Genomic DNA, 25,565 nt, shown 5'->3' with positions numbered 1-25,565 from the left:
CCGCTTGCCCCTATGACGCCCCCGACCCCCATTCCCGGAGCATCCCATGGCAAGCGCCAATCTGAACGTCATGATCAAGGCCGCCCGCAAGGCCGGGCGCAGCCTCGTCAAGGATTTCCGCGAGGTCGAGAACCTTCAGGTCAGCGTCAAGGGCGCGGGCGATTTCGTCAGCAAGGCCGACCAGGAGGCCGAGCGGATCATCAAGGACGAACTGCGCGGCGCGCGTCCCAACTATGGCTGGCTGGGCGAGGAAACCGGCGAGGAAGCGGGCGAGGATCCGACCCGCCGCTGGATCGTCGATCCCCTGGACGGGACAACCAACTTTCTGCACGGGCTGCCGCATTGGGCGATCAGCATCGCGCTGGAGCATAAGAAGGAAATCGTCGCCGCCGTGATCTTCGACGCGGCCAAGGACGAATTGTTCGTGGCCGAGAAGGGCGGCGGCGCCTTCATGAACGACCAGCGGATGCGCGTTTCCGGGCGTCGGCGGCTGGACGAATCGCTGTTTGCCACCGGCATTCCCTTTGCCGGGCGCGGTCCGCTGCCTGCGGCGTTGCAGGATCTGGCGCGGCTGATGCCGCTGACGGCGGGTGTGCGGCGGATGGGATCGGCGGCGCTGGATCTCGCCTATGTGGCGGCGGGGCGATACGACGGCTATTGGGAACGCGGCAACAAGCCCTGGGACGTGGCGGCGGGCATCCTGCTGGTGCGCGAGGCGGGCGGCTTTGTCGAAGGCATCCGCGACGGGGACGACCCGCTGGAATCGGGCCGCCTGATCGCCGCCAACACCCAGGTGTTCGAACCGCTGGCCAAGATCATCCGCAGCCGCGACTGATTTGCGCCCCGGCAGGGCGGGGCCGCCTTGACCTTGGGGCGGAAACGGGTGCATGGCGGACCCATCCAGGGAACGCGCCGTGCCAGACGATCAGGATCCATTGCCTTACGCCGCCTCGGCGGCGGCTGCGGCCGCGCCGCCGCCGATTCCGCCGGTGACGCAGGGCGCCAGGGACCGGACCGGCCTGGGCATCCTGCTGATGTGCGCCACCAGCCTGATCTTCGCCGTCCAGGACGCGTTTTCGCGGGTGCTGGGGTCCGAATATCCGCCGGTCCTGATCGTCATGCTGCGATACTGGGTGTTCGCGCTGTTCGTGATCGCCCTGGTCTCGCGCCAGCCGGGCGGGCTGCGCCGCGCCATCCGCACCAGGCGGCCCAAGACCCAGATCCTGCGCGGCGCGATCCTGGTGATCGAGGCCACAATCATGATCGAGGCCTTTGTCCGCCTGGGCCTGGTCGGCACGCACGCGATCTTCACCGCCTATCCGCTGCTGGTCGCGGCGCTGTCCGGGCCGATCCTGGGCGAAAAGGTCGGCTGGCGCCGCTGGACGGCCATCGGCGTGGGCTTCGTCGGCATCCTGATCATCCTGCGGCCCGGCAGAACCCCGCTGAACCTGGGGGCGGGCATGGCCTTCGCCTGCGCGCTGCTGTTTGCGGTCTATGGGCTGCTGACGCGGCATGTGTCGCGCGACGATCCGGCCCAGGTCAGCTTTTTCTGGACCGGCATCGCCGGGGCGGTCACGGTGACGATCCTGGGGATCCGGGAGTGGGAATGGCTGGCCCCCGCCGACTGGATCTGGATGGCGCTGCTCTGCGCCTGCGGGATCGCGTCGCATTGGCTGCTGATCCGCGCCTATGAACTGGCCGAGGCCTCTGCCCTGCAACCCTTCGCCTATACCCAGCTTGTCTGGGTCAGCGTCATCGGCGTCACGGTCTTCGCCGAGGTGCTGCACCTGAACGTGGCGATTGGTGCCGCCATCGTGGTCGCGGCAGGGCTGTTCACGTTGTGGCGCGCGCGGCAGAAATCCATTGACGCAGGCCGGTCCTAGGCCGCTAGAAAGAAGCGGGTTTTCAGGGGTGTGGCATGGGGCGCAAGGCAAGGCGGCTGGGTCTGGGGTTGGCCGTCCTGCTGTTCGCGACGGCGGCCTGGCTGGGGTTCCTGCGTCTCAGCGGGAATTTCCACGAGGTCAGCCCCGGCCAAGTCTACCGCGCCGCCCAGATGGACGGCCAGGCCCTGGCGCGGTGGAAGCGCGAATACGGCATCGCCAGCGTTCTGAACCTGCGCGGGGAAAACGCGGGCGCTGACTGGTATGAAACCGAACTGGCCCTGACCGACCATCTTGGCATCCGGCATATCGACTTTCGCATGTCCGCCAGCAAGGAGCTGGACCAGGCGCAGGTGATGGCGCTGATCGAGGTGATGAGGGCCGCGCCCAAGCCCCTGCTGATCCACTGCATGGGCGGCGCCGACCGCACCGGGCTGGCCTCGGCGCTGTATGTCGCGGGGATCGAGGGGCGGGGCGAGGCGGCGGCGGAATGGCAACTGTCGCTGGCCTATGGCCATGTCGGGATTCCCTGGATCAGCAAGGCCTGGGCGATGGACACGACATGGGAGGAGATGGAGGCCTGGCTGGGCTTTCCCGACAGCTAGGGCCTATCGCGCCGCCGCTTCCTCGACGGCCGGGGGCAGCCATCCTGCGGGCAGCCGCGGCCCGATGAAGGGCTTTTCCATCGGGCGCGCCGACAGGGCCAGCGTCAGCCGCGCCACCGGGGGCGGCATCAGCCCGCCGCCGGTCAAATCCCAGGTCGGCACGATGGGCGCGGGTTCGCCGTGGATGCGGGCGCGATAGATCGGCATCGCCTCGGTCACGCGCATGACATAGTTGCGGGTCTCGTCGAAGGGGATCAGTTCCACCCATTCCACCGGGTCCATGTCGCGGCGCAGATCGCCGAAATCGCGCAGCCAGCGGGCCGGACGCCCCGGCCCGGCATTGTAGCCCGCCGCCGTCAGCGCCGTGGACGCGCCGAAGCGGTCGCGCAGCCCCGCCAGATAGGCCGCGCCCAGCCGGGCGTTATAGTCGCCATCCGCCGTCAGCCGCGCCAAGTCGAAGGGCTCTCGGATCTGGCGGGCCATCTGTTCTGCGGTGGCGGGCATCACCTGCATCAGGCCGCGCGCGCCGACCGGGCTGCGGGCGGCGGGGTTGAATTCGGATTCCTGCCGGGCGATCGACAGCACCAGTTCCGGCGGCACCTGGTGGTCGCCGTCCTGCAAGCCGGTCATCGGGAAATGCGCCGCCGGGTGGATGACGCCCTTGTCGGCCGCGCGTTTCGACAGGCGCAGCCCGTGCCAGGGCATCCCGGCCTCGGACATCAGGCGGGCCATGCGCAGCGTGTCCTGCGGATCGGCGGTTTCCGACAGGTGCAGGAAGAACCGCTGCGCCTCGTCCGCGCGGCCCGTCGCCAGAAGCCAAAGCCCGGCGCGGAAGACGCTGCTATGGCCCAGGGACGACCCGCGCCAGTCGGGCAGGGGGCCGGGGGCGGCATAATCGGCGGGCATCGGCGCCCCGACCTGCTCGGCGGCAAGCTGGCCGTAATAGGTGCCGGGCATGGCCGCCGCCTGCGCAAAGGCGGCCTCTGCCGCCGCGGCGTCGCCAAGCGCCTGATGCGCGCGGGCCTGCCAATAAAAGGCGCGGGATTTGCTGATCTGGCTGCCGACGACGGTTTCCAGATGCCGAAAATGCGCCAGTGCCCGGTCCCCGGCCCCCTGCTTCAGCGCGGCAAAGCCGGCCAGCCATTCCAGATCCGCGTAATGGCGGTTGTCCGGCGGCAGGAAATGCGGATGCGCTAGGGCCTCGGCCCGCGCCCAGTCGCCCCCCCGCATTGCCATGCGCGCGTAATCCACCCGCATCTGCGCCCAGGCCTCTGGGACGCGCAGCGCCGCAGCATCGGTCGAGGCGTCCAGCATCAGCGCCTGCGCGCCTTCGTGCTGCTTGGCGCGGACCCGCCACAGGAAGCGGTCCAGCGTCAGGCCCGGATCGGCGCGCGCGGCGTCGGGCAGCGCCAGGATCAGGTCGTCCACCCCGGCCCGCCCGGCTTGCAGGGCGATGCGCGCGGCCAGCAGCGGGCGGTCGGGTTCGGGCAGCCTGGGCAGCAGCCGTTCGGCCTGCGCCCAGTCCTGCCGGTCCAGCATCGCCACAGCCCGCGCGGTCAGCAGCGGCGTCAGTTCGGGACCATGCGCGGCCAGGAAGGCGGCTTCCTCGGGCGCGGTCAGCGGCATGGTGGTCCAGAAGCGGGCGCGTTCGGCGCGGGCGGCAGCCGGGTCCAGCACCGCCAGAAAGGCGTTCTCGGCCGCCAGCGTGTCGGGCAGGCGGTCGCCGAACCAGTCGCGGATGTCCTGCGCGGGCAGGTCGGGGCGCAGTTTCGCGTCGCCCCGTTCGCGCAGCAGGGCCAGCCCCGGCCAGTCGCCATAGGCGCGCACGAAGTCGATATAGGCGCCGATGTCCCCATGCCCACCGCGCAGGGCCTGCCAGCCGACCAGGGCCTCGGCCATCGGGCCCGACCGGCGGGCGGCGTCCCGCGCCGTCACCCAGTCCTTCGCATCCGCCGCCGACAGGGCAAGGGCCATCGCGCCCGCATCCTCGGCCCGAACCGGGGCAAGGGGGGCGAGCATCAGCAGCCCGGCGGCCAGCATGTCGCGCAGAAGTCGCATCACCGTCCTGTGTCGCCGTCCCACGGCCCGGACGCAATTCACATCCTTGGCAAGTTCCCGCAGGCCCGTTATCAGGCGCCCAATCCATACCTCTCTGCAAGGAAGCGTGTCATGTTCAAGGGATCCCTGCCCGCACTGGTCACGCCGTTCACCCCGGACGGCGAACTGGACCTGGACACGCTGAAGAAGCTGGTCGACTGGCATGTCGACCAGGGCAGCCACGGCCTTGTCCCGGTCGGCACCACCGGCGAAAGCCCGACCCTGACCCATGACGAACACCGCCTGGTGATCGAAGAGGTCGTGCGCGCCGCGGACGGCCGCATCCCGGTCATCGCGGGCGCGGGGTCGAACAGCACCCGCGAGGGCATCGGCCTGGTCCGCCATGCGGCCGAGGTCGGCGCGGACGCGGCCCTGGTCGTGACGCCCTATTACAACAAGCCGACCCAGGCCGGGCTGATCGCCCATTACACCGCCCTGGCCGAGGCCAGCGACCTGCCGATCATCATCTACAACATTCCCGGCCGGTCGGTCGTGGACATGACACCGGAAACCATGGGCGAACTGGCGAAGCTGCCGACGATCGTCGGCGTCAAGGACGCCACCGGCAAGCTGGAGCGGGTGAGCCAGCAGCGCATCACCTGCGGCCCCGATTTCGTGCAGCTGTCGGGCGAGGACGGCACCGCGCTTGGCTTCAACGCCCATGGCGGCGTGGGCTGCATCAGCGTCACCGCGAATGTCGCGCCGAAGCTCTGCGCCGAATTCCAGAACGCGACCCTGGCGGGTGATTACGCCAAGGCGCTGGAATACCAGGACCGGCTGATGCCGCTGCATATCGCGATCTTCGTCGAACCGGGCCTGGTCGGGGCGAAATACGCCATGTCGCGGCTGGGCCTGTGCGACGAACGGGTGCGCCTGCCGCTGGTGGCGCTGACCGAACCGACCCGCCGCCTGATCGACGCGGCGCTGGCCCATGCCGGGCTGACCTGACGGCGAAGGCGCGCGACATTTTCGCGCGCATTTACCGCATCGTCTTTTCAAAGCGGTTCCCCGGCCCCATATTGGGGTCGAGGAGACGTCCGCCATGCCCCTGCCGCATTTCCTGATCCTGATCGCCGCAGTCATTCTTGTCGCTGCCCTGACGCTGTGGGCCTCTTTCGCGGCGGGCGTTCCGGCGGTGGCCGTGGCGCTGATCGCCCTGTCCGGGGCCGCCTTGCTGCATCTGGCGCAGGGCGACCGGCACGATCACGACGCCTGACGCCTCAGCTTTCCAGTTCGGCGTCCCAGTACAGGAAATCCATCCAGCTGTCGTGCAGGTGATTCGGCGGAAAGCGCCGGCCTGCCGCGTGCATCTCCTCGGGGGACGGCTGGCGGGGCTTGCGGCGCAGGCTCATGCCCGAATGGCGCAGGCTGCGGTTGGCCTTGCGCAGGTTGCAGGGCGAACAGGCGGCGACGACGTTTTCCCAACTGGTGACGCCGCCGCGCGACCGGGGCACCACATGGTCGAAGGTCAGGTCGCCCTTGTGCCCGCAATACTGGCAGCAGAATTCGTCCCGCAGGAAAAGATTGAAGCGCGTGAAGGCCACGCGCTTCTGGGGTTTGACGTAATCTTTCAGAACGACGACCGAGGGCAGGCGGAACGCTTGGCGCTGACTTCGCACCACCTCGTCATATTCGGCGATGATGTCCACGCGGTCCAGGAAGGCGGCCTTGACCGCCTCCTGCCAAGGCCACAGCGACAGCGGATAATAGGATAGCGGCCGATAATCCGCGTTCAGCACCAGGGCCGGATAATGGCGCAGGCCTGCAGGCTCTCGCACGAACTGGGTTCGAAAATCCGTCTGGTGTCGCTGATCCAGCATGTTGCCTTCCCGCCTGCCCCCATGGGTGGCCGGGGGCGCCCCGTCAGATCCGTGGCTTCGACTATATATCGCGTCCGGCATCTGGCAAGCCCCCGGATCTGTCCGGTCTGCGGATCGAATAATCCGGGATGGTGACAAGGCCATGACAATTGCCTTCCGCCCGCGCCGCTGGCAGTCTGCGGATCATGACGGACCGAACGCCCCCCGTGCTTGGCACGCTGGAAACCGCCCTCTACGCCGAGGATCTGGACGCCGCGACAGCCTTCTGGCGCGACGTGATGGGGCTGGCGCCGTTCCAGGCCGTGCCGGGGCGGCATGTGTTCTTTCGCGTGACGCCGTCGCAGGTTCTGCTGGTCTTCAACCCCGCCGCCACCGAACAGCCGCCGAAGCCCGGCGCGCGCCTGCCGGTGCCGCCGCACGGCGCGCGGGGACCGGGCCATTTCTGCCTGGCCGTGGACCCCGGCCATCTGGATGCCTGGCGCCGCCACCTGACCGGCCATGGCATCGCCATCGAGGCCGATTTTTCCTGGCCGAACGGCGCGCGGTCGATCTATCTGCGCGATCCGGCGGGCAATTCGATCGAACTCGCCGACCCGGCGATCTGGCGTTAAATCTTCTGTGCGGAAATATCCCGCGGGGGTGCGGGGGCGCGAAGCCCCCGCCTTATTTCCCCAGCCGATCCTTCAGGAAGCTCAGCGCCACCGACAGCCCATCGGGGGAAATGCCGTGCCCGGTACCCTTCATCACATGGCCATAGACGGTGAAACCCGCCGCCTCCAGCGCCTCTCCGGCAAGCTGCATGTCTTGGAACGGCACCATCGGATCCTGATCGCCGTGCAGCAGCAGGACCGGCGGCTTGACCTTCGCCTCGGCCAGCAGGTCGGGGGCCAGCAACCGGCCCGAGAAGCCGACGATCCCGGCGACCGCCTGGTCCCGGCGCGGCAGCACATGCAGCGCCATCATCGTGCCCTGGGAAAAGCCCACCACGACCATCCGGTCCGCGGTCAGCCCTTCGTCCGCCAGAACCTTGTCCAGCCAGCCGTTCAGCAAGCCGATGGATCGTTCCATCGATTCCTTCGCCTGCGCCTCGGTGGAACCGTCCAGCCAGGGGATCGGAAACCACTGGAACCCGAAGGGATTGTTGACGCTGCGTTCCGGAGCGTCGGGGGCATGGAAGGCCACGCCGGGCAGATGCGGTCCCAGCGGGTCGGCCAGGCCCAGCAGGTCGGCCCCGTCCGCGCCATAGCCGTGCAGGAAGACCACGACCGCATCGGCCCTGGACGGTCCCTTGCGGGCGGATTTCAACTGGCTCATGACACTCCCTCGCGGCCCTTGGCCAGCCGGTAATAGGCCCACAGGCCCCGCGCCGCAACCGCGCGCCAGGGGCGCCAGGGTTCCGCCATCGCCCGCAGCGCGGCGGGGCCGGGTCGGGCGTCCAGGCCATACATCGCCCGCGCGGCCTCTTGCAGGGCCAGATCGCCCGCCGCGAACGCATCCGCCCGGCCAAGCGCGAATTTCAGATAGATTTCCGCCGTCCAGACGCCGATGCCGGGCAGGGCCACAAGCGCCGCGATGGCCTGGTCGTCGGGCAGGGCGCGCAGGCCGTCCCAGTCCAGCCCCGCTGCCGCGATCCCCCTGAGGTAACGCGCCTTGGGTCGCGACAGGCCCGCGGCGCGCAACGCGTCCTCGTCCGCCGTTGCGATGCCGTCGGCCGTCAGCAGCCCCGCCGCGCCCATCCGCGCCCAGATCGCATCCGCCGCCGCGACCGAGATCTGCTGGCCGACGATGGCGTGGGCGATGGCCTCGAACCCGTCGGGGCGCCGCCGCAGGGGCAGGGCGCCAAGATCCGGCGCGACCCGTGCCCAGACCGGACAGACGGCGACCAGATGGGCCATCCCCTCGGCCAGGTCGCCGGCGGTCCGGATCAGGCGCGGGGCGTCAGTCACGGTCCACCGCGGCCTCCAGCTTCAGCCGCGTTTCCCAGGCCATCGAGATATGCTGCCGCAGCGCCCTGTCCGCCGCCGCCCCGTCGCCCGCCGCGATCGCATCGACGATGCGCTTGTGTTCGGCAAGCGCGGTTTCCCCCCGCCCCTCGGCGGCAAGCGAGGTCTTGGCCATCAGCGCCATGGTCCGGTGCACCAGGTCAAGCTGCTGGACCAGATAGCGGTTGTGGGACGCCAGGTGGATCTGGTGGTGGAAGCGCTTGTTGGCGCGGGCCAAGGCCTCGGGGTCGCGGACGGCCCGCTGGTCGTCGGCCACCATCTGCGCCAGGACGCGCACCTCCTCGGGCGTGGCGTGGCGGGCGGCAAGGCGGGCGGCCAGGGCCTCCAGTTCCGCGCGGACGGTGTAAAGCTCGGCCAGTTGGTTGTGGTCCAGCGATGCGACGATCAGGCTGCGCCCGTCGCGGACCAGCATCGCCTGGGTTTCCAGCCGCTGCAACGCCTCGCGCACGGGGGTGCGGCTGACGCCGAAGCGTTCGGCCAGTTCGGATTCGACCAGCCGGTCGCCGGGGCGATAGGTGCCGGCCTCGATCGCGGCCAGGATCAGGGAATATGCGTCTTTCATGGTCCGCACGATTGGCCGCGCGCCGGGCGATTGCAAGCGCGCTGTCGTGGGGCTAGGCAGCGGATATGGATCTCACGCATGTCGACACCTGGATCTTCGATCTGGACAACACGCTCTACCCGCCCGAGATGGCGCTGTTCCCGCAGATCGAATCGCGGATGACCGATTACGTCATGCGCACCCTGTCTGTGGAACGCGACGCCGCCGACCGGATGCGGCGCGACTGGTGGATGCGGCACGGCACCACCCTGGCGGGGCTGATGGCGGAACATGCCATCGACCCCATCGCCTATCTGGACGAGGTCCACGACATCGACTTTGCGCCCCTGCTGCCCGCGCCGGATCTGGCGGCGGCCATCGCCGCGCTGCCGGGGCGCAAGCTGGTCCATACCAATGCCGATGCCGCCTATGCGGTGAAGGTGCTGCGCGCCCGAGGCTTCGGCCTGCTGGACGACGCCGTCTCCGCGCCGATCTTCGAGGGGATCTATGGCATCGCCGAGACGCATTTCCACCCCAAGCCACGCCCCGAGGCTTATGCGGCGGTGATCGGCTATGCCGCCATCGACCCGCGCCGCGCCGCCTTCTTCGAGGACGATCCCCGCAACCTGGCCGTTCCGCATGAGCTGGGGATGTGCACGATCCTGGTCGGGCCGGGGCGGCACGGCCCCGATGCGATGGCGGGGGCGGTGCCCGCCCATGTCGATCACCACATCCACGACCTGACGGCATTCCTGCGCCAGATTGCCCTTGGCCGCTGATTGCGCCAGAATGTCCCCCGGACGCGCAATCCGATAGGCTGCACTATGACCCATACTGCCGATAAAAACGGAAATCGCCTGAATTTCCTTGTCATTGCCCTTCTGCTGGTCGTTGTCGTGATTGCCGTTCTGGCGGTCGCCACCTTCGGCCTTCCCGTGCTTGGCCTGCTGGGCCTGGTGCTGACGGTCGCCGTTTTCACGGTCATGCTGCTGTTCACGGCCGGCAACTAGGCCGCGGCATATGATCGCAGGCAAGGTCGAGACGACCGACATCCTGGTGTCAGGCGGCGGCATTGCCGGGCTGATCACGGCGGCGGCTTTCGGGGCGCAGGGGTTTTCGACCCTCTGCGTCGATCCCGCCCCCCCAGTGACCGAGGAAGGGGCCGAGGGCGCCGATCTGCGCACCACCGCCTTCCTGACGCCGTCCGTCGCCCTGCTGGGCCGGATCGGGCTGTGGGACCGCCTGCTGCCCCATGCCACGCCCTTGCAGATCATGCGCATCGTCGATGCGGGCGGCGCCCGGCCCGTGGCGCGGCTGACCCGCGATTTCGACGCAACCGAGATCGGCGATCAGCCCTTCGGCTGGAACCTGCCCAACTGGCTGCTGCGCCGGGAAATCTCGGCCCGGCTGGCGGGGATGCAGAATGTCCGCTTCCAGCCCGGCACCGGCACGGCGGCGGTCGCCGCCCGCGACGAAGGCGCCTTGGTCACGCTGACCGACGGGCGCCGCATCCGCGCCCGGCTGCTAGTCGGCGCGGACGGCCGCGATTCGCCCGTGCGCCAGGCCCTGGGCATCGGCGTGCGGACCTTCCGCTATGGCCAGAAGGCGCTGGCCTTCGCCGTCACGCATGACGTGCCGCACGGCAATGTCTCGACCGAGATCCATCGGTCGGGCGGCCCGTTCACGCTGGTGCCGCTGCCCGACCGGGACGGACAGCCCTGTTCCGCGGTGGTCTGGATGGAGAACGGGCGTGAAACCGCCCGCCTCGCCGCCCTGCCCCCCGCGGCGTTCGAGGCCGAACTGAACGCCCGGTCCGCCGGGGTGCTGGGCCGTCTGACGCTGGCCACGCGGCTGACCCAGTGGCCGATCATCAGCCAGATCGCCGACCGCTTCACCGGCCCGCGCACCGCCCTGATCGCCGAGGCCGCGCATGTCGTCCCGCCCATCGGCGCCCAGGGCCTGAACATGAGCCTGGCGGACCTGACCGCGCTGATCGACCTGTCCGGCGACGATCCCGGCAGCGCGGCCAGCCTTGCCGCCTATGACCGCGCCCGCCGCCCCGAGGCCTTTGCCCGCCTGCTGGGCATCGACGCGCTGAACCGCGCCAGCCAGGCGTCCTTGCGTCCCCTGCGCGACCTGCGCGCGGCGGCACTGGGCGGGCTTTACGGCATTGCCCCGGTGCGGCGGCTGATGATGCGGGCCGGGCTGGGGATGCGCTAGCCGGAACATCGCCCCCGCCTTCGCGTTTGCTGTCCTGACAGACCCGGAGGAACCCATGTCCGACACCAGTCCCGACCCCGACGTGATCGACCGCATCTGGACCCTGGCCGACAAGCTGGACCCCTGCCTGTTCGTCACCCGCGACGGCGAGGGTCAGCGGGTCCGCCCCGTCTTTGCCCGCGTCCGCCGGGACGAGGGGGCGATCCATGTCCTGACCGACACGCAGGGCTGCAAGCTGGACCAGATCGAGGCCAATCCCCATGTCTCGCTGGCCTTTTCGGACGAACGCGCGAACGATTACGCGGTGATCTACGGCACGGCGCGCGTCAGCCACGACCCCGCCAAGGCCCGCGACCTGTGGCGCTTCAGCGACGAGACCTTCTTCAAATCCCCCGACAATCTCGACCTGCGCGTTATCACGGTAACGCCCGATTCTGCCGAATTGTGGGATGGCAGCAACCTGCTGGTCACGGGCGCCAAGATGCTGGCCGAGCGGCTGGCGGGCGTGAAGACCCAACTGGTCGAGAACGCCAAGGTCGACCGCCTTGATTAGCACCGCCCACCCCCGTATCTAGAGGCCCAGAGGACGACCTCCCCGCCAAGGGCACCATGCCGGGACGACCCGGCCCGCAAGAGGTTCGTCATGGCCTGGTTCTATCTTGTTCTCGCCGGTCTTCTGGAAATCGTCTGGGCGACCGCGATGAAGCAATCGCACGGCTTCACCCGCGTCCTGCCCACTGCTGTCATGGCCGTCGGCATGGTCGCGTCCTTCTGGCTGCTGGCGGTGGCGATGCGGACATTGCCGCTGGGCACGTCCTATACCGTTTGGGTCGGCATCGGCGCCGTGGGGGCGTTCGTGATAGGCATCGTCCTGTTCGGAGATCCCGTCACGCCCGCGCGGCTGCTGGCGGCGGGTCTGATCGTCGCGGGCATCGTGACGATGAAGCTGGCGTCCTGACCCTGTTTGCCTTGGTGCAAATATCCCACGGGGGTCCGGGGGTGTGAAACCCCCGGCGCTTTCGCCGGGTGCGACATGAAATGTGCGTGCTGCTGCGTCCGCAGGCAATTTCCTTCCGCTGTCGATGGTGCTAAACCAACCCGCCAGCTACAGGAGACTTATGCCATGCCCGCCTATCGTTCCCGCACCACCACCCATGGCCGCAACATGGCGGGCGCGCGCGGCCTGTGGCGGGCGACCGGCGTGAAGGACAGCGATTTCGGCAAGCCGATCATCGCCATCGTCAACAGCTTCACCCAGTTCGTGCCGGGCCATGTCCACCTGAAGGATCTGGGCCAGCTTGTCGCGCGCGAGGTCGAGGCCGCGGGTGGGATCGCCAAGGAATTCAATACCATCGCCGTCGATGACGGGATCGCGATGGGCCATGACGGGATGCTGTATTCGCTGCCCTCGCGCGAAATCATCGCTGACAGCGTAGAGTATATGGTCAACGCCCATTGCGCTGACGCGATGGTGTGCATTTCCAACTGCGACAAGATCACGCCGGGCATGCTGATGGCCGCGTTGCGGCTGAACATCCCGGTCGTCTTCGTCTCGGGCGGCCCGATGGAGGCCGGCAAGGTCGTGCTGGAAGACGGCAAGGTCAAGGCGCTGGATCTGGTCGACGCGATGGTCGCCGCCGCCGACGACACGGTATCCGACGCCGATGTCGCGGCCATCGAACGCTCCGCCTGCCCGACCTGCGGGTCGTGCTCGGGCATGTTCACCGCCAATTCGATGAACTGCCTGACCGAGGCCCTGGGCCTCGCGCTGCCGGGCAACGGTTCGACCCTGGCAACCCATGCCGACCGCAAGCGCCTGTTCGTCGAGGCGGGCCACCTGATCGTCGATCTGGCCCGGCGCTATTACGAAAACGACGATGCCAGCGTGCTGCCGCGCGCGATCGCGACGGTCGAGGCCTTTGAAAACGCGATGACGCTGGACATCGCCATGGGCGGGTCCACCAACACGGTGCTGCACTTGCTGGCCGCCGCGCATGAAGGCGGCGTCGATTTCACCATGTCCGACATCGACCGTCTGTCGCGCCGGGTGCCGGTGCTGTGCAAGGTCGCGCCCGCCAAGAGCGACGTGCATATGGAGGATGTCCACCGCGCGGGCGGGATCATGGGCATTTTGGGCGAACTGGACCGGGCGGGCCTGCTGCATACGCAGGTCGGCAGCGTTCATGCCGGTTCCCTGGCCGAGGCGCTGGACCGCTGGGACGTGATGCGCACCGACGCGGCTTCGGTCCACGACTTCTATCGCGCCGCGCCGGGGGGTGTGCCGACCCAGACAGCCTTTTCCCAGAACCGGCGCTACGATTCGGTCGATACCGACCGCAAGGCGGGCGTGATCCGCAGCGCCGACCACGCCTTCAGCCAGGACGGCGGGCTGGCGGTGCTGTATGGCAACCTGGCCGAGGATGGCTGCATCGTGAAGACGGCGGGGGTGGACGATTCGATCCTGACCTTCACCGGCACCGCGCATATCTTCGAAAGCCAGGACGATTCCGTGTCCGCGATCCTGACCGGCAAGGTCAAGCCGGGCGAAATCGTGCTGATCCGTTACGAAGGGCCGCGCGGCGGGCCGGGGATGCAGGAAATGCTGTATCCGACCAGCTATCTGAAATCCAAGGGGCTGGGCAAGGAATGCGCCTTGGTGACGGATGGCCGTTTTTCGGGGGGGTCGTCGGGGCTGTCGATCGGCCATGTCTCGCCCGAGGCGGCGGAAGGCGGCACCATCGGCCTGGTGGAACAGGGCGACACGATCCGCATCGACATCCCGAACCGGGTGATCCACCTGGAGGTGGACGACGCTACCCTGGCCGCCCGCCGCGAACAGCGCGAGGCCCTGGGCTGGAAGCCCGCCAAGCCGCGCCAGCGCAAGATCTCGACCGCGCTGCGCGCCTATGCGGCGATGACAACCAGTGCCGCGCGCGGCGCGGTGCGCGTCATCCCGGAATGACCGGCTGGCCTGCGATCCAGACGGACCGCAGGCGCCAATCATCGTCCAGCAGCACCAGATCGGCGCGCCTGCCTTCCCGCAGCGCGCCGTATTCGTTCGACAGCCCGGCGGCGCGCGCCGGTTCGGATGTCGCCATGGCAAGCGCGCGTTCCGGCGCGATGCCGACCTGTTCGACCAGCACCCGAATGGCCCTGTCCATGCGCAAGTCCGCCCCGGCCAGCGTCCCGTCCGCCAGCGTCAGCCGCCCCTCGCGGCGGTGGATCGCGCGGCCCGCCAGTCGGATTTCGGCCAGGTCGCTGCCCGCGAAGGCCATGCAGTCGGTCACAAGGAAGATGCCCTGGGGCCGCGACGCCAGGGCCGCGCGCATCGCCGCCGGGTGGACATGGATGCCGTCCGCGATCAGCCCGGCCTGGGCATCGCCCGCCAGCACCGCGCCGACCAGTCCGGGGGCGCGATGGCCCATCTGGCTCATGGCGTTGAACAGATGCGTGGCGAGCCGCGCGCCTGCGGCGAAGGCGGCGCGGGCGGTGTCGTAATCGCAATCGGTATGGCCCAGACTGACGATGGCGCCCGCGCGGGACAGCGTGGCGATCTGGTCCGGGGTGACGGATTCGGGCGCCAGCGTCACCATCAGCACCGGCAGCGCGCGGGCCGCGTCGCAAAGCCGCGCCAGGTCGTCGGCGTCCATCGGCCGGATCAGCGCCGGGTCGTGGGCGCCGTGGCGGCGGGGGTCCAGGTGCGGGCCTTCCAGGTGCAGGCCCAGGAAGCCCGGTGTGCCTCTGGCCCGGATGCCTGCGGCGATGACCTGCGCGGTGGCCTGCGGCGTGTCGGTGATCAGCGTCGGCAGCACACCCGCGCAGCCCAGCCGCTGATGCGTGGCGCAGATATGGCGCAGCGCCGCCGGGTCGGTGTCGCCCCCGACCATCAGCCCGCCCCCGCCATTCACCTGCAAGTCCAGGAAGCCGGGGGCGAGCGTGCCGTCTAGCCGCGTCGCGGGACCGGCCTGGGCCAGCGGCAGAATGGCGGCGATGCGGTTGCCGTCGATCACCACGGCATGATCAGCCAGCATCCGCTGCCCGTCAAAGACGCGCGTTGCGGCGAGAGTCGTCATGCCGCCCCGGCCATCTGCCGCGCCATCAGCAATGCGCCGTCCACCCCGGACCCGAGCGCGGGCCGCTGCGGCCAGTCGGTCAGCCGTGCGGCATAGGCCGGACCAAGCCCGCCGACGAAGACCACCGGCAGCGGCGCATCGCCTTGCAGCACGGTCAGGATGTGGCGGATCTCGGCCACGGCCGCATCAAAGACCTGCCGCGCCGCCGGGTCGTCCGCGCCGATGATGCGCGGGGCGAAATCGGCGAAATCGGCGGGGCTGGCGGTGTTGCCGAAGCGGATGATTCCCTCGATGCCGCCGAACTCCTCCAGCAGCTGTTGCAGCAGGGGCGTCATGTCGGCAAAGCCGTCCTCGGCCCGCATCGCCAGGGACAGCAGCGCCCGGCCCAGGACCGCGCCGGACCCCTCGTCGCCCATCAGGAAGCCGCGCCCGCCAACCTGGCGCAGGTCGCCCCCGCGCTGCACGGCGAAGACCGACCCGGTGCCCATCGCGGCCAGGATACCGTCCCGCGTTCCCAGGGCCCCGCGCGCCGCCGTCACCGCGTCGTTGACGATCTGCATCCGGGCAAAGGGCAGCAGCCCGGCCAGCCGGCCGGTCGCCGCGGTCATGGTGCCGCCCGCAAGGCCCAACGTGACGATCAGGTCGCGGGGATCGGCGCCGGTGCCCTCGACGGCCTCGGCGGTGGCTTGCAGGATGCTGAGAGCGGCCGCCTCCACATCGGTGTTGATGTTGGCAGGCCCGCCCCGGCCCTGGCCGACGATCCGGCCATCCGCATCCGCAAGAGCCGCGCGGCAGCCCGACCCACCGCCGTCGATTCCCAGAAAGAACGCCATCGCCTGTCCCCTTTCGGGCCGGTTCTAGCCCCGTTCGTCGCTGCCGAACAGGCCGCGCAACCCGCGCGTGACCAGGTTGCCGACCTTGGGCCGGGGCTGGGCGATGAAGGGCAGGGGGCGGCAGACCTCCATCGCGGCGATGCCGACGCGGGCGGTCAGGGCGCCGTTCACCACGCCCTCGCCGAAGCGGCGCGAGACCTTGGACAGGATCCCGCCCCCGGCGATGGTCTCGACCAGATCGTCGCCCGCCGCGACCGCGCCGGTGGCGACCAGATGGGTGATGACGGTGCGCGCCAAGCGCCAGCCGCCGACCGCGCCCGCCCGGCCGCCATAGATTTCGGCCATGCGGCGGATCATGCGCAGGTTCGCGGCCAAGGCGGCGGCGACATCGGCCAAGGCCAGCGGGATCAGCGCGGTGGCGGCGGCGACGGTCCGGGCAGCGGCCTCGATCTCGCGCCGCGCATCCTGGTCCAGCTGCGCCAGCAGTTCGGTTTCCCCCATGGTCAGCAGGGTGCGGGCATCAAAAGCGTCGCCCCGGTTGTCGGCCAGCCGCTTGCGGTGCCATTCCAGTTCTGGCCGGTCGCGATAGAGCGCGACCAGGCCGTCAGCCACCGCGCGGGCCTTGTCCAGGCTGTCCTCGGCCAGGGCCGCGCCCGCCTGCCGCTGGATCGCGTCGATGCGGGCGAAGCGCGCCCAGGCCCGGTATTCGCGCCAGGCCATGCCAAGCGCCGCCAGCGTGAACAGCGCGAACAGCCCGACCCCGATCCAGCCCAGCACCGGATAGCGGGTCAGAAGGTCGTTGATGAAGTTCAGCGCGGCGATGGACAGAAGAAAGGTGAACAGCGCCACGCCGGAATTGATGAAGAAGCGTGTCAGCTTCGAGGGCGGCCGGCCGACCAGCCGCGTCACCATTTCCATCGTGCGGGGGCGCGGCAGCAGCGGATCGGCGGCGTCGATCGGCGGGGCGTATCGCTCATAGCCGGTCTCCGATCAGGAATTCGGCGGCGCGGTCCAGCCGGATATGCGGCGGGCCGTCGCCGGGCCGCGCGGTCATCGGCGCGGGGGCGAAGTTCATGATGGCGTAATCCCCGTCCAGCCAGCGGTCGGCGCCGTCGCGGGCGGGGTGCAGCACCGCGGCGGGATCGGCGGGCAGTTCGCCCGGATAGAAGGCCGCCTGCCGCCCGTCCAGCAGCCGGCCGCGCACGGCGGGCAATTCCTGGCCGTCCTGGTGGATCACATCCTCGGTCGTGGCGCGCAGGGCGGCGATGGACATGGCCTCGGTCCGGGCGCCGCTGAAATCGGCGCGGTCGCGGGCCTCGCGCAGCATGGCCGACAGGATCGCGGTCAGCCGGTTGTGCTGGACCTGGTGCAGATGGTCGGCCTTGGTCGCGGCGAACAGGATGCGTTCCACCCGGCGGGTGCCCAGAAGCTGGGCCAGCCAGCCCGCGCGGCCGGGGCGGAAGGCGGTCAGGATGTCGGCCATGGCGCGGCGCATATCCTCGACCGCGCGCGGGCCTTGGTGGATCGCGCCCAGCACGTCGACCAGCACCACCTGGCGGTCGATGCGGGCGAAATGGTCGCGGAAGAAGGGTTTTACGACCCGCGACTTGTAGGCGTCGAAGCGGCGGCGGAATTCCTTGTGCAGCCGCCCGCCTTCGAACGATGCGGGCAGGGGGGCGAAGGTCAGGGCGGGCGATCCCTCCATCTCTCCGGGGATCAGGAAACGACCGGGGGTGCAATCGGACCAGCCCGCCTCGCGCGCGGCGTGCAGATGGGCGGTATAGGTCTGGGCCAGCCGCTGCGCGACGGGTTCGTCGAAACGGTCGCCGTCCAGGCCGTTCAGCGCGGCCTGGTATTCCTCGGCGCCGGGGCGGCCCTGCATCCGGTCCAGGACCTCGGCCGACCATTCGGAAAAATCCTTTTCCATCAGCCGCAGGTCCAGCAGCCATTCGCCGGGATAATCCACGATGTCCAGGTGAACGGTGCGCGGCCCGGTCAGCCCGCCCAGCAGACCCCTGCCGTCCAGCCGCAGCGACAGGCGCAACTGGCTGACATGGCGCGTGCCCTCGGGCCAATGCGGTTCCGGGCCGGTCAGCGCGGCCAGGTGGCGTTCGAAATCGAAGCGCGGGATGGTGTCGTCGGGTTGGGGTTGCAGCCAGGCGGCCTTGATGCTGCCATCGGCGGCGGCGCGCAGGGCGTGCATCCGGCCCCGATCCATCAGGTTGGCCACCAGCGAGGTGATGAACACCGTCTTGCCCGCCCGCGACAGGCCCGTGACGCCCAGCCGGATCACCGGATCGCCCAGGCCGATGCCCGCCATCAATGTGCTGCCGATACCCATTCCGCCTGCCGTTTTCCGTTGTCTTTGCCGGAAGATAGGCTCCGGGGACGGGTTTGCATAGGGCGGCGGGCCGGGGTTCCGCTTGGCCCGCCGTTGCGACATAACGCGGGGATGCCCGATCGGTTGCCCATCGACGATGTTTTGCCCGCGCTGTGCGACGCGCTGGCCGCCCATGGCCGGGCGGTGCTGGTCGCGCCGCCGGGGGCGGGCAAGACGACGCGCGTGCCCCTGGCGCTGCTCGAGCGGATCGCGGGAAAGATCGTGATGCTGGAGCCGCGCCGACTGGCCGCGCGCGCGGCGGCGGAACGGCTGGCCCAGCAATTGGGCGAGGCGGTGGGGGCGCGCGTCGGCTATCGCATGCGCGGCGAATCGGTTCCGGGCAGCCGGATCGAGGTCGTGACCGAGGGGATCCTGACGCGGATGATCCAGTCCGACCCCTCGCTGGACGGGATCGGCTGCGTGATCTTCGACGAATTCCACGAACGCAGCCTGAATGCCGACCTGGGCCTCGCCCTGGTCTGGGAGGCGCGTGGCGCCCTGCGCGAGGATTTGGTGCTGCTGGTGATGTCGGCCACTCTGGATGCCGAACCCGTGGCGGCGCTGCTGGACGATGCGCCGGTGATCCGGTCCGAAGGCCGGGCCTTTCCGGTCGAGACGCGCTGGCTGCCCCGTCCCTTGGCCGCAGGCGCCCGGCTGATGGACGAGGCCGCGCGGCTGATCGCCCAAGCCGAGGCCGAGACGCGCGGCATGGGGGGCACGGTGCTGGCCTTCCTGCCGGGCGAGGGCGAGATCCGGCGGGTGATGGCCCAGCTTGGCGGGGGCTGCGAGGTTCTGCCGCTGTATGGCGCGCTGAAGCCTGCCGAGCAGCGTGCGGCGCTGGCGGAACCGGGCGCGCGGCGGCGGATCGTGCTGGCGACGGCGATCGCCGAGACCTCGTTGACCATTCCGGCGGTGCGGGTGGTGGTCGATGCAGGCCGGGCGCGCCGGGCGCGCTTCGATCCGGGGTCGGGCATGTCGCGGCTGGTGACCGAACGCGTCAGCCGGGCCGAGGCCGACCAGCGGCGCGGCCGTGCGGGCCGGGTGGCGCTGGGGGTCTGTTACCGGATGTGGGCGCGGGCCGAGGAAGGTGCGCTGCCCGCCTTTGCCCCGCCCGAGATCGCCGTGGCCGATCTGGCGGGGCTGGCGCTGGAACTGGCCGCCTGGGGCGCGGTGCCGGGCGACCTGGCCTTCCTGACGCCCCCGCCCGAAGGCGCGCTGTCCGAGGCGCGGTCGCTGCTGGCGGGGCTGGAGGCGCTGGATGGCGGGGGCCGGATCACCGATCACGGCCGGGCGCTGGCGCGGCTGCCGCTGCATCCCCGGCTGGCGCATATGCTGCTGCGCGCGGGCGAGGGGGCGGCGGAACTGGCGGCGCTGCTGTCGAACCGCGATCCGCTGCGGGGCGCGCCGGTCGATCTGGCGCTGCGGCTGGCGGCGGTTCGCGACCCCAGGGGCTTTGCGGCCCGGTATCCGCATGAGGCGAACCGGGGGGTGATCCAGCAGATCCGCGATGAGGCTGCCCGGCTGCGGCGCCTTGTTGCGTCCCGCGACGGCGGGGGGGCGCCGCCCCCCCGGACGCCCCTGGGGTATTTGGGCAAAGAAGAATGGGGCGGCGTTGTCTCTCTGGCCTATCCCGACCGGATCGGGTTGCGGCGCAAGGGGGAGGAGCCGCGCTTCGTGTTGTCGGGCGGCAAGGGCACGGTCATGGAGGCGGGCGATCCCATGGCAGGGCAGCGGCTGATCGTCGCCGTCGACCTGGACGGCGATCAGCGCGAGGCCCGGATTCGCATGGCGGCGCGGCTGGACGAGGCCGATCTGCGCGCGCTGCATGGCGGGCGGATCGAGACGGTGGCGCTTTGCGAATGGTCGCGGCGCGAGGGGCGGGTTCTGGCGCGGGTGCAGAAACGGCTGGGCGCCCTGGTCCTGTCGGATCGCGCCTGGCCGGAGGTTCCGCCGGAGGCGGTGGCGCGCGCGGCGCTGGAGGGGCTGCGGCTGGACGGCCTGCCCTGGTCGCCCGCTGCGGCGCGGCTGCGGGCGCGGATCGCGCTGGTGCCGGATCTGGGGGCGGTGGACGATGCCAGCCTGCTGGCCGATGGCGCTTGGCTGCTGCCCTGGCTGGGGCGGATCCGCACGCTGGCCGATCTGCGCGGGCTGGATCTGGTCGAGCCGCTGAAGGCGCGGATCGGCTGGGACGGCCAGCAGCAACTGGAGCGCGAGGTTCCGTCGCATTTCGTCACGCCGCTGGGCCGCAAGGTGCCGATCGACTATGACCACGAGCAGCCGTCCATCGAACTGCGCTTGCAGGAACTGTTCGGCGTGACCCGCCATCCGGTGGTGGGCGGGCGGCCGCTGCGGATCAGCCTGCTGTCGCCGGGCGGCAAGCCCGTGCAGGTGACGACCGATCTGCCGGGGTTCTGGGCGTCCTCCTATGCCGATGTCAGGAAGGACATGCGCGGCCGCTATCCCCGCCACCCCTGGCCCGAGGATCCGCGCGAGGCCGATCCCACCACGCGGGCCAAGCCGCGAGGCACCTAATCCACGGGGCGGATCAGCGCCTTGTCCAGCACCCGCAGCACCTGGCGCAGGTCGTGGCCGCGTTTGAGGATGCGCCCGTCCATGCCGATCACCGCATAGGCGCCCTGGGCCGCGCGCAGGCGGGGGCGTTTCTCGATCCGGTAGAGGGGATGTTCCGTGGCGCGGCGGAAGACGCTGAAGATGGCGGCGTCGCGCAGGAAGGACATCGCGTAGTCGCGCCATTCGCCCGCCGCGACGAAGCGGCCATAGACCGACAGGATCAGCGACAGTTCCGTCCTGTCGAAGACGACCCGGTCGGGATCGGCGTGAAACGGCGGGCCGGCGTTCATCATGACGGGATGGTGACAGCCCGCCGCCCGCAAGGCAATGCCGAAAACGGGCGGCGCGCGGGGATCAGTAGCAGCTGACCTTCTCGATCCGGTTCGTGGCGCCGTATTCGATGTTCAGCCGGTCGGGCCGGAAGTCCGAGGTCACGGCGTCGTTGGGTCCGATCTGGCGGGTGCCGATGGGGAAGGTCATCGCGGCAAGCACCGATACCTGCTGGCCCACCAGCCCCTGATAGGCCGAGGCGCGGCAGTCATCGGGCGGCGTGACGGGCGCGGGTTCCACGGGCATCGGCTCGCAGGCGGCAAGCAGCGTGGCGGCGGTCAGTCCGAGGCACAGGATTTTGGCGTTCATGATGGTCACCCGCAATCGACATTGGTGATGATGCCTGCCGCATCCAGGCGGAAGACGATCCGGTTGGGGTCGTATTCCTGCGGCTCGATCCCGCGGTATTCGACGACCCGGTATTCCTTGGTGACGCCCAGCGTCGGGATCACGCTGCCCGGCTGGCCCACCGCCGAGGCATAGTTCTTGGTCGCGCCGCACAGGTCGGGCTTCCGTTCGGTCAGCCCCGCCACGCCTGCCACGGGTTGCGGAGCGGGCGGCACATAGGCCACGGGCGCGGGTTCGGGGATCGGCGCGGGTGCGGGGGCCGGGGCCATGCAGCCGGAGACAAGGGCGGCGGCCATCAGCGGCAGCAGGATGGTGGTCGTCTTCATGATGATCTGTCTTCCCTCGGGTGTGCCCGTTCTTGTTCCCGTCTGTCGCGGGTTTCGCGTGCCGATGATACAATGGCCGACCCGGCTTGAGAAGGCGTCGCGACCGTCACGATTGCATCATCGTCTGCCTGTCCGGCGGCGCGGCGCGTCCGTTTGCAGAGGCAGGGCCGCGCGCAGGAACAGATCGGCGGCGGGCCGGATCCCGTCGTCCGGCCCCTTGCCTTTCCGGCACAGAAGCATCGAGTCCGGCAGGCTTGCGCCGGACAGGGCGATCAGCTGCCCGGCGGCGATTTCGGTGTCGTCCAGGCACAGCTGCCCCCTGGCCACCCAGCGGTCCAGATAGGGCCGGATGGCGCCGTGCAGGACATGGACCAGGGTGTCGTGAAAGCGGGCCGACAGGTCGGCGAAGCGCGGCGCTTCGGCCAGGTGGACGCGGCGCAGGGTGACGCGGGCGGGATCTGCCAGCCATTCGGCGACCTGGGCGACGATCAGCGGGATCGCCTGCGCGGGGTCCAGATCCGGGGGGATGTCCAGGGTGAAGCTGCCCTCGAGCCGGGCGGTTTCGGCCCGCATCGCTTCCTGGAACATATGCGGCTTGTCGGGGAAATAGCTGTAGAGCGTCGCCTTGGACACCTGCGCGGCGCGGGCGATGTCGTCGACGCTGGCCCCGGCAAAGCCGTCGCGCAGAAAGATGGCGGCGGCGCCGCGAACCACCTGGTCGAATTTGCGGCCTGGGCTAACTGCCTGTGATTTGGGCATCTTTGCTTTCCTAAGTCAGCCATCACTAACACCGACCGCATGAGGTTCAATCCGAAATTCCCGTCGTGGTTGCAGTGCGGCCACAGGATTTTTTCACCCCGTCCCGGAAGGTCTGATCGATAAAAACAGAAAATGCCTTGTTTTTGTTCAGATTACCCTTGGCACCCGCCGTTCGGCTGGCATAGCGTTCGGGTCGTCGATAACCGGCGTCAACTGTCAGGAGCAGCCGATGACGATCCCCCACACATCCTTCCGCGACTCGGTCGAGCGGATGTTCACCCATGCCGCCGGCCTGATGGATCTTCAGCCGGGGCTGGAAGAAAAGATCCGGGTCTGCAATTCGACCTATACCGTCCGATTCGGCGTCCGGTTGCGCGGGCAGATCCACACCTTCACCGGCTATCGCTCGGTCCATTCGGAACATATGGAGCCGGTCAAGGGGGGCATCCGCTATTCGCTGGACGTGACCCAGGACGAGGTCGAGGCGCTGGCCGCGCTGATGACCTATAAATGCGCGCTGGTCGAGGTGCCCTTCGGCGGATCCAAGGGGGGCCTGTGCATCGATCCCCGCGCCTGGAACGAGGACGAACTGGAACGGATCACCCGGCGCTTCACCTATGAATTGTCGCGGCGGAACCTGATCTCTCCGTCGCAGAACGTGCCCGCGCCGGATATGGGCACGGGCGAACGGGAAATGGCCTGGATGGCCGACGCCTACAAGCGGCTGCATCCCGACGACATCAACGCCAAGGCCTGCGTCACCGGCAAGCCGCGCCATGCGGGCGGGATCGAGGGCCGGGTCGAGGCGACCGGCCGGGGCGTGCAATACGCGCTGCGCGAGTTCTTCCGCCACGACGACGTGATGAAGAAGGCCGGCTTGACCGGCACGCTGGCGGGCAAGCGCGTGATCGTGCAGGGCCTGGGCAATGTGGGCTATCACGCCGCGCAGTTCCTGTCGGTCGAGGACAAGGCCCTGATCACCTGCGTGATCGAACGCGACGGCGCGATCAGCAACCCGCAGGGGATCAACATCGATTCGCTGCGCGGCCATATCCGCGCGACCGGCGGCATCAAGGGCTTCGTCGGCGGGGACTACCGCGAGAACGGGCTGGCCGCGCTGGAGGACGACTGCGACATCCTGATCCCGGCGGCGGTGGAAAGCGTGATCCACGCCGACAACGCCGAGCGCATCAAGTGCAAGCTGATCATCGAGGCCGCGAACGGTCCCGTCACGGCGGATGCCGACGCGATCTTGAAGCGCAAGGGCGTGGTCATCATTCCCGACATGTATGCCAATGCGGGCGGCGTCACGGTCAGCTATTTCGAATGGGTCAAGAACCTGTCGCAGATCAGTCTCGGCCGGCTGGAGCGCCGCCACGAGGAAGCCCGCGCCCGGATGCTGGTCGAGGAACTGGAGCGGATCTCGGCCGATACGGGGACGAATTTCGAACTGGCCAAGGGCTTCAAGGAGGCCTTCCTGCATGGCGCGGACGAGCTGGATCTGGTCCGGTCCGGCCTGGACGACACCATGCGCGAGGCCTTCAAGAAGATGAAGGAGGTGTGGATGTCCAACCCCAAGGTCGATGACATGCGCACTGCGGGCTATGTCGTGGCGATCCGGCGGATTTCCAACGTCTACGGGTCGCTGGGGTTGTGAAGGGGCTGGGGGGCGCTGCCCCCCGCCGCCGTTCCGGCGGCTCCCCCCGGGATATTTGGGCACAGAAGATGGTCAGGCCCGAGGGGCGGCGGCGCGGCGCAGGCGGTCGTTGATCGCGGCGCCCAGGCCATGGTTGGGGATCGGGGCCACGGCGATCGGACGGCCCTCGCGGTCGGCGCGGCGCAGGGTGTCGAACAGCCGCGCGGCGGCCTGGGTCAGGTCGCCGGTGTCAGACAGCGTGAACGGGCCGGGGGCGGCGAAGGCGATATGCGTTTCCCCGGGCGCGGGCGCCGCTGCGTTCAGGCGCAGCGTGGCCTGGGGGGCATAGTGGCTGGTCAGTTGTCCCGGCGCGTTCGGGGCCGAAGGATCGGCCTGGTGATCCGCAAGCGGACGGCCGAGGGCGGCGGCGATGGCTTCGGCCGGGATGCCGCCGGGTCGCAGCAGGGTGGCGCGGCCGCCGGGCCAGCCGACGATGGTGGATTCCAGGCCCACCGGGCAGGGGCCCGCGTCCAGCACGGCGGCGATGCGGCCGTCCAGCCCGCCGTCGGGATCCAGCACATGATCGGCGCTGGTCGGGCTGATCCGGCCCGAGGCATTGGCCGAGGGCGCGGCCAGCGGACCGGCCAGCCGCAGCAGCGCCCGCGCGACGGGATGGGCGGGTACGCGGATCGCCACGGTGGGCAGCCCTGCCGTGACCAGCGAGGCGATGCCCGCATCCGCGCGCAGGGGCAGGACCAGCGTCAGGGCGCCGGGCCAGAAGGCGGCGGCCAGGATGTCGGCCTGGGGCGACAGGTCGGCGATTTGGCGGGCGGCGTCCAGATCCGGGACATGCACGATCAGCGGGTTGAAGCTGGGCCGCCCCTTGGCTTCGTAGATCCGCGCGACCGCCAGTCCGTCGCGGGCATCGCCCGCCAGGCCATAGACCGTCTCGGTCGGGATCGCCACGACCTGGCCCTGGGCCAGCAGGGCCGCCGCGCGGGCGATGCCCGTCTGGTCTGGGAACAGTCTTTCGGTCCGCATCCGTGACGCCGGGTTTCGGTTGAGCCTTGTCCGCAGCCTCTTAAGATGATCTGCGACAACAGTTTGATAGTCGCGCCGGTTGTGATTGCCAAGGCGCCAAAG

The 25,565-nt window shown here is 69.7% G+C and carries 28 protein-coding genes; 14 read left to right on the top strand and 14 right to left on the bottom strand.

From position 1 onward, the window contains the following. Window positions 1-46 precede the first annotated feature (46 nt). From PARHAE_RS02370 to PARHAE_RS02360, 3 genes are all read left to right on the top strand, one after another. Window positions 47-835, top strand: a complete 789-nt coding sequence (locus PARHAE_RS02370) for an inositol monophosphatase family protein (protein ID WP_126152997.1) — start codon at window positions 47-49, stop codon at window positions 833-835. Between the two features lie 79 nt (window positions 836-914). Continuing rightward, window positions 915-1,883: a DMT family transporter gene (locus PARHAE_RS02365; RefSeq protein ID WP_420899379.1), complete on the top strand. Its 969-nt coding sequence runs from the start codon at window positions 915-917 to the stop codon at window positions 1,881-1,883. Between the two features lie 35 nt (window positions 1,884-1,918). Continuing rightward, window positions 1,919-2,485, top strand: a complete 567-nt coding sequence (locus tag PARHAE_RS02360) for a dual specificity protein phosphatase family protein (RefSeq protein ID WP_126152995.1) — start codon at window positions 1,919-1,921, stop codon at window positions 2,483-2,485. 3 nt (window positions 2,486-2,488) lie between these two features. On the opposite strand, the gene PARHAE_RS02355 is transcribed toward PARHAE_RS02360, so the two are convergent. Next, window positions 2,489-4,543: a lytic transglycosylase domain-containing protein gene (locus PARHAE_RS02355; RefSeq protein ID WP_126152994.1), complete on the bottom strand. Its 2,055-nt coding sequence runs from the start codon at window positions 4,541-4,543 to the stop codon at window positions 2,489-2,491. 111 nt (window positions 4,544-4,654) lie between these two features. On the opposite strand from PARHAE_RS02355, the gene dapA reads away from it, so the two are divergent. Both dapA and PARHAE_RS20945 read left to right on the top strand, forming a co-directional pair. Next, window positions 4,655-5,530, top strand: a complete 876-nt coding sequence (gene dapA / locus PARHAE_RS02350) for a 4-hydroxy-tetrahydrodipicolinate synthase (protein ID WP_126152993.1) — start codon at window positions 4,655-4,657, stop codon at window positions 5,528-5,530. Window positions 5,531-5,624: 94 nt separating this feature from the next. Continuing rightward, the gene (locus PARHAE_RS20945; RefSeq protein ID WP_164555113.1) at window positions 5,625-5,798 is read left to right on the top strand and encodes a hypothetical protein; all 174 of its coding nucleotides are present in this window, start codon (window positions 5,625-5,627) and stop codon (window positions 5,796-5,798) included. 4 nt (window positions 5,799-5,802) lie between these two features. Here PARHAE_RS20945 and PARHAE_RS02345 read toward each other — a convergent pair whose 3' ends face one another. Continuing rightward, a complete protein-coding gene (locus PARHAE_RS02345; protein ID WP_126152992.1) occupies window positions 5,803-6,402 on the bottom strand; it encodes an HNH endonuclease in 600 nt (199 codons plus the stop codon). A gap of 185 nt (window positions 6,403-6,587) precedes the next feature. Between PARHAE_RS02345 and PARHAE_RS02340 the strand changes: the two genes are divergently transcribed. Next, window positions 6,588-7,013, top strand: coding sequence for a VOC family protein (locus tag PARHAE_RS02340; protein WP_126152991.1), 426 nt, complete (start codon window positions 6,588-6,590; stop codon window positions 7,011-7,013). A gap of 52 nt (window positions 7,014-7,065) precedes the next feature. On the opposite strand, the gene PARHAE_RS02335 is transcribed toward PARHAE_RS02340, so the two are convergent. From PARHAE_RS02335 to PARHAE_RS02325, 3 genes are read right to left on the bottom strand one after another with little or no spacing between them, the layout of a single operon-like run. Further along, complete coding sequence (locus PARHAE_RS02335; RefSeq protein WP_126152990.1) at window positions 7,066-7,716, bottom strand: alpha/beta hydrolase; 651 nt, start codon at window positions 7,714-7,716, stop codon at window positions 7,066-7,068. Continuing rightward, complete coding sequence (locus PARHAE_RS02330; RefSeq protein ID WP_126153008.1) at window positions 7,713-8,297, bottom strand: DNA-3-methyladenine glycosylase family protein; 585 nt, start codon at window positions 8,295-8,297, stop codon at window positions 7,713-7,715. The genes PARHAE_RS02335 and PARHAE_RS02330 overlap by 4 nt, the downstream gene beginning before the upstream one ends. Window positions 8,298-8,340: 43 nt before the next feature. Beyond that, entirely contained in the window at window positions 8,341-8,967 is a 627-nt protein-coding gene (locus tag PARHAE_RS02325) for a GntR family transcriptional regulator (protein ID WP_126152989.1), read from the bottom strand. A gap of 65 nt (window positions 8,968-9,032) precedes the next feature. Here PARHAE_RS02325 and PARHAE_RS02320 point away from each other — a divergent pair, with 65 nt between their 5' ends. The 6 genes from PARHAE_RS02320 (at window position 9,033) to ilvD (ending at window position 14,128) form a co-directional block, all read left to right on the top strand. Continuing rightward, window positions 9,033-9,725 (top strand): pyrimidine 5'-nucleotidase, encoded by a 693-nt coding sequence (locus PARHAE_RS02320; RefSeq protein ID WP_126152988.1) that lies wholly within the window; start codon window positions 9,033-9,035, stop codon window positions 9,723-9,725. Window positions 9,726-9,770: 45 nt separating this feature from the next. Continuing rightward, window positions 9,771-9,956, top strand: a complete 186-nt coding sequence (locus tag PARHAE_RS02315) for a hypothetical protein (RefSeq protein ID WP_126152987.1) — start codon at window positions 9,771-9,773, stop codon at window positions 9,954-9,956. A gap of 10 nt (window positions 9,957-9,966) precedes the next feature. Next, a complete protein-coding gene (locus tag PARHAE_RS02310; protein WP_126152986.1) occupies window positions 9,967-11,166 on the top strand; it encodes a UbiH/UbiF family hydroxylase in 1,200 nt (399 codons plus the stop codon). Window positions 11,167-11,221: 55 nt separating this feature from the next. Next, on the top strand, window positions 11,222-11,719 hold the full coding sequence (locus PARHAE_RS02305; protein ID WP_126152985.1) for a pyridoxamine 5'-phosphate oxidase family protein: 498 nt from the start codon (window positions 11,222-11,224) through the stop codon (window positions 11,717-11,719). Between the two features lie 90 nt (window positions 11,720-11,809). Continuing rightward, window positions 11,810-12,124, top strand: a complete 315-nt coding sequence (locus tag PARHAE_RS02300; RefSeq protein ID WP_126152984.1) for a DMT family transporter — start codon at window positions 11,810-11,812, stop codon at window positions 12,122-12,124. Between the two features lie 165 nt (window positions 12,125-12,289). Then, window positions 12,290-14,128, top strand: a complete 1,839-nt coding sequence (gene ilvD / locus PARHAE_RS02295; RefSeq protein WP_126152983.1) for a dihydroxy-acid dehydratase — start codon at window positions 12,290-12,292, stop codon at window positions 14,126-14,128. Here ilvD and nagA read toward each other — a convergent pair. The 4 genes from nagA to PARHAE_RS02275 are packed head-to-tail and all read right to left on the bottom strand — an operon-like array spanning window position 14,115 to window position 18,413. Beyond that, window positions 14,115-15,239, bottom strand: a complete 1,125-nt coding sequence (gene nagA / locus PARHAE_RS02290; RefSeq protein WP_126152982.1) for an N-acetylglucosamine-6-phosphate deacetylase — start codon at window positions 15,237-15,239, stop codon at window positions 14,115-14,117. The genes ilvD and nagA overlap by 14 nt on opposite strands. Continuing rightward, window positions 15,236-16,072, bottom strand: a complete 837-nt coding sequence (locus PARHAE_RS02285) for a glucosamine kinase nucleotide-binding domain-containing protein (protein WP_126152981.1) — start codon at window positions 16,070-16,072, stop codon at window positions 15,236-15,238. Before PARHAE_RS02285 ends, nagA begins: the two co-directional genes overlap by 4 nt. Before the next feature lie 24 nt (window positions 16,073-16,096). After that, complete coding sequence (locus tag PARHAE_RS02280; RefSeq protein WP_126152980.1) at window positions 16,097-16,990, bottom strand: YcjF family protein; 894 nt, start codon at window positions 16,988-16,990, stop codon at window positions 16,097-16,099. A 55-nt stretch (window positions 16,991-17,045) separates the two neighbouring features. Beyond that, window positions 17,046-18,413, bottom strand: coding sequence for a YcjX family GTP-binding protein (locus PARHAE_RS02275; protein WP_126152979.1), 1,368 nt, complete (start codon window positions 18,411-18,413; stop codon window positions 17,046-17,048). Between the two features lie 111 nt (window positions 18,414-18,524). On the opposite strand from PARHAE_RS02275, the gene hrpB reads away from it, so the two are divergent. Then, complete coding sequence (hrpB, locus tag PARHAE_RS02270) at window positions 18,525-20,984, top strand: ATP-dependent helicase HrpB (RefSeq protein WP_126152978.1); 2,460 nt, start codon at window positions 18,525-18,527, stop codon at window positions 20,982-20,984. Here the strand turns inward: hrpB and PARHAE_RS02265 are convergent. The 4 genes from PARHAE_RS02265 to PARHAE_RS02250 all read right to left on the bottom strand — a co-directional run bounded on the left by PARHAE_RS02265 (window position 20,981) and on the right by PARHAE_RS02250 (window position 22,786). After that, complete coding sequence (locus PARHAE_RS02265) at window positions 20,981-21,313, bottom strand: DUF2794 domain-containing protein (RefSeq protein WP_126153007.1); 333 nt, start codon at window positions 21,311-21,313, stop codon at window positions 20,981-20,983. The two genes, hrpB and PARHAE_RS02265, sit on opposite strands and share 4 nt — an antisense overlap. A gap of 64 nt (window positions 21,314-21,377) precedes the next feature. Further along, complete coding sequence (locus tag PARHAE_RS02260; RefSeq protein WP_126152977.1) at window positions 21,378-21,662, bottom strand: I78 family peptidase inhibitor; 285 nt, start codon at window positions 21,660-21,662, stop codon at window positions 21,378-21,380. 5 nt (window positions 21,663-21,667) lie between these two features. Continuing rightward, window positions 21,668-22,027, bottom strand: a complete 360-nt coding sequence (locus PARHAE_RS02255; protein WP_126152976.1) for a hypothetical protein — start codon at window positions 22,025-22,027, stop codon at window positions 21,668-21,670. Between the two features lie 117 nt (window positions 22,028-22,144). Next, window positions 22,145-22,786: a TetR/AcrR family transcriptional regulator gene (locus tag PARHAE_RS02250; RefSeq protein ID WP_126152975.1), complete on the bottom strand. Its 642-nt coding sequence runs from the start codon at window positions 22,784-22,786 to the stop codon at window positions 22,145-22,147. A gap of 229 nt (window positions 22,787-23,015) precedes the next feature. On the opposite strand from PARHAE_RS02250, the gene PARHAE_RS02245 reads away from it, so the two are divergent. Then, the gene (locus PARHAE_RS02245) at window positions 23,016-24,443 is read left to right on the top strand and encodes a Glu/Leu/Phe/Val family dehydrogenase (RefSeq protein ID WP_126152974.1); all 1,428 of its coding nucleotides are present in this window, start codon (window positions 23,016-23,018) and stop codon (window positions 24,441-24,443) included. A gap of 72 nt (window positions 24,444-24,515) precedes the next feature. Here the strand turns inward: PARHAE_RS02245 and PARHAE_RS02240 are convergent, their stop codons facing one another. Beyond that, complete coding sequence (locus PARHAE_RS02240) at window positions 24,516-25,463, bottom strand: L-threonylcarbamoyladenylate synthase (RefSeq protein WP_126152973.1); 948 nt, start codon at window positions 25,461-25,463, stop codon at window positions 24,516-24,518. Window positions 25,464-25,565 lie beyond the last annotated feature (102 nt).

The sequence above is a fragment of the Paracoccus haematequi genome, from assembly GCF_900631945.1.
Classification (GTDB): Bacteria; Pseudomonadota; Alphaproteobacteria; order Rhodobacterales; family Rhodobacteraceae; genus Paracoccus; species Paracoccus haematequi_A.
This window is presented reverse-complemented; position numbering and strand designations above follow the sequence as displayed.